At 61.8% G+C, this 3462-nt stretch carries 2 protein-coding genes; both read left to right on the top strand.

The features are described 5' to 3' along the window. Positions 1–29: 29 nt before the first annotated feature. Positions 30–506: a four helix bundle protein gene (locus ACILSE_RS22475; RefSeq protein ID WP_395719689.1), complete on the top strand. Its 477-nt coding sequence runs from the start codon at positions 30–32 to the stop codon at positions 504–506. A gap of 94 nt (positions 507–600) precedes the next feature. Continuing rightward, a partial coding sequence (locus ACILSE_RS22470) for a fused MFS/spermidine synthase (RefSeq protein ID WP_395719688.1) occupies positions 601–3462 on the top strand: 2862 nt, incomplete at its 3' end.

Here is a 3462-nt window from a genome sequence, read left to right as displayed (position 1 = left end):
GAGTTAGAGGTGATGGGTTATGAGGACCGATGAACTCGATCCACTCATTTGAAGACTTGGAGTGCTGGAAGACGGCGCGGAACCTTCGGCTGTTTATCAGCCGAGAAATTGTTGCGCATTTGCCGAAGGAGGAGCGCTACGAACTGGCAAGCCAGCTTCGGCGTGCCGCACGTTCCGTTACCGCCAACATCGCCGAGGGCTTCGGCCGCTTTCATTTTCGCGACAACTACAAGTTCTGCAGCAATGCCCGTGGTTCGTTGTTTGAAGTGCTCGACCATCTGATCACCGCCCACGATGACGCTTATATCACCGCCGAAGTGCTCGGCGAAGGCCGACATCTCTTCGAGACTGCCAAACGTCTCTTGAACGGCTACATGAACTACCTGACCCGTGCCGCCAACAACACCCAAGACAGCACCGTGCGTGAATCCGCCCCCTTCTATCAAGCCGGCGAAGACCATCTCATTTCAGATCCAGCTTTCAACGAAGACTCCCCCAACTCATAACTTCTAACTCATAACTTCCAACTCATAACTTCCAACTCATAACTTCCAACTCATAGCTTCTAACTCATAACTTCTAACGCCTAACCCTTCACTCATGCCCTCATCCCTGCGCCTCCCCTTCCTCGCCACGTTGCTCGCGTTGTCGGGGGGCTGTGCGCTCGTCTATCAAATGGCCTGGCTGCGGGAGTTCCGGCTGGTCTTCGGCGGGGCCACGCCTGCCACGGCTGCGGTGCTGGCGATCTTCATGGGCGCGATGGGCGCGGGCAGCGCTCTCTTGGGCCGCAAAGCCGAAGCGTCCGACAATCCTCTGCGGCTGTATGCCTTCATCGAACTCGGCGTTGGTGTGGCAGCCTTGCTGACGCCGCTGCTGTTGGCAGGCGTGCGCTGGCTGTATCTGAGCACGGGCGGCATCGCCGCGCTGGGGCAAGTCACCGCCACGCTGCTGCAACTCCTGCTCGCCACCCTCGTGCTCGCTCCGCCCTGCCTGCTCATGGGGGGCAGCCTGCCTGCCGCGTTCAAATGGGTGGAGACAGATCAAGACCAACAGCGTGGCAATCTCGGCGTGCTGTATGGCATCAACACCCTCGGAGCACTGGCGGGCGTCCTGCTGAGCACGTTCTGGCTGCTGGAGCACTGGGGCATTCGCGCCACGGTGATGACCGCCGCCCTGGTGAATCTCCTCATCGGTGCGGCCGCGTGGTGGGTGGCACGTGATGCGACGCCGGTGGAGCCAGTGAAACCAACACCATCGCAGTCAGCGGCATCGAGCAATCTGACAAAGCGATTCATCTATCTCGCCGCAGGCATCACGGGCTTCACGTTTTTTCTCAGCGAACTCGTCTGGTTCCGCCTCCTCGCGCCATTGCTCGGCAGTTCCGTGTATGGCTTCGGTTTGATCCTGGCGCTCGCGCTCACGGGCATCGGACTCGGCGGACTCTTGTATCGCATGCTCTGGGCCTCACGCGCAGGCGCCGTCACACTTGCCGCGTTGGCGCGGGTCGCGGCATGGCAGGCTTTGTTTCTCGCCTTGCCGTGGGCGCTGGGAGATCGCATCGCGGTCTTTGCCGTCGATGTGAATCAACTGCGCAGTCTCGGCCTGTCCGGCCAGGTCGTTGGCTGGACGTTGATCTCCAGTCTTCTCGTGCTGGGGCCGTCGATCCTCGCAGGCGTGCAGTTCCCGCTGCTCGTCGGGTTGCTGGGAGCGGGAAATCGCGATGCGGGTCGTCATGTCGGTTATGCGTATGCCGCGAACACCCTCGGAGCCATCGCGGGATCATTGGCTGGAGGCTTTTTACTTCTTCCATGGCTCACGGCACCGGGTGCCTGGCGCTTGGTCATGCTGCTGACGTTGCTGCTCAGCCTCGGCGCTGCGGTGCTCGGAGCGAAATCAACCGCACGGCGCGTCTGGCCTGTCATCATCCTGTCATGGCTTTGCGCTGGCGGCCTGATTTTCGTTTCCGCAGGCCCCACCGCCGCATGGCGGCACAAACCCATCGGCTATGGCCGTGTGGAAGCGCTGCCGACTTCCATCAATGGCCTGCGCGGCTGGTTGAATGCGAGCCGCTGGAAAATCGCGCATGAATTTGAAGGGCGCGAAGCCAGCGTGGCCGCGGTCGCCAGCGATGACGGCTACTGCCTTTACGTGAACGGCAAATCCGACGGCTCGGCCTTTGGCGATGCCGACACGCAGGTGATGCAGGGCCTGGTGCCCGCGATGCTGCATCCAGCGCCGCACAACGCCTTCATCGTCGGCCTCGGCACGGGCACCACCGCCGGCTGGGTCGCGGACGTGCCTGGCATGGAGCGGGTGGATGTGGTGGAACTGGAGACCGGCATGTCGGTTCTCGCCCGCGAACACTTCGCACCCGTGAACCGGAATGTGATGGCCAAAGCGAATGTTCATCTCATCGCAGGCGATGCACGCGAGGCTTTGCTCGCGGCTGGAAACAGCTACGACTTGATCATTTCCGAGCCTTCCAATCCCTACCGTGCCGGTGTGTCCACCTTGTTCACGCGGGAGTTCTACGCGGCGGCCAAAGCGCGGCTCAAAGAGGGCGGACTCTTCGCGCAATGGGTGCAAGGCTACGAAGTCGATGCGCACGCCATCCGGCAGGTCTATGCCACGCTCACCGCCGTGTTTCCCCATGTGGAAACCTGGATCTCCGGCCCCAATGACCTCTTGTTCATCGGTCATCTCTCACCACCTGCATACACGCTGGAGCAACTCCGCGCCCGGATCACCCAGCCGCCGTATGCCGAAGCGCTCCAACGCGTTTGGTTGACGCGTTCCGTCGAAGGCGTGCTCGCGCATCATCTCGCCTCGCCTGCCTTTGCCCGCAGCCTGCTGCAAACCACGCCTGCGCACATCAACACCGATGATCGCAACCTGCTGGAGTACGGCTTTGCCCGCGCCCTCTCCAAAGACAATCAATTCGAGACCACCCAGGTGCTCACCCTGGCGATCGCCGCGGAGGCCGATGTTCCCGCGCATCTCGTTTCTCAGATCGACCGAAATCGACTCACCTACGAGCGTCTGCGCATGCTGGCCGCCGATGGCTCCACGTTCTCGATCCCATCCGACCTCGAAGACGATGACCAACGTCGTGCTGAAGCGCTCGTGGCGTTTGCCAGAGGCAATCATGAGAGCGTCCTCGCCTCATGGACTGGCAGTCCATCCAGTCCGTTTGAGGAATTGATGCTGCTGGAATCAACCGCCCAGGCTGGCACAGCGGAAGCCATGCCGCCGCTGCTCGCAGCCGTCCGCGCCGACTGGCCCGCAGATGCCCAATTCGCCTCCGCGCTGTCCGCCTTCCGGCAGGAATCCTACGACGATGCCACAGCGCATTTGCTCGACGGCTTCAAAGCATTGCGTCAGCAGGTCTGGGTGCGTCTGCCCTCGCTGCAAACAGCCCTGTCACTCGTTCCGCCATTGGTCGCGGCCAATCGTGACCTCGCC

Origin of the sequence: Prosthecobacter sp. (genome assembly GCF_044236155.1) — a bacterium.
GTDB lineage: Bacteria > Verrucomicrobiota > Verrucomicrobiia > Verrucomicrobiales > Verrucomicrobiaceae > Prosthecobacter.
The sequence above is the reverse complement of the archived record's forward strand: the minus strand, read 5'-3'. Positions and strand labels throughout refer to the sequence as shown.

Bases quoted from the DNA above. Each gene is read 5' to 3' on its own strand.
- ACILSE_RS22475 (WP_395719689.1), top strand. From the start codon at position 30: ATGAACTCGATCCACTCATTTGAAGACTTGGAGTGCTGGAAGACGGCG.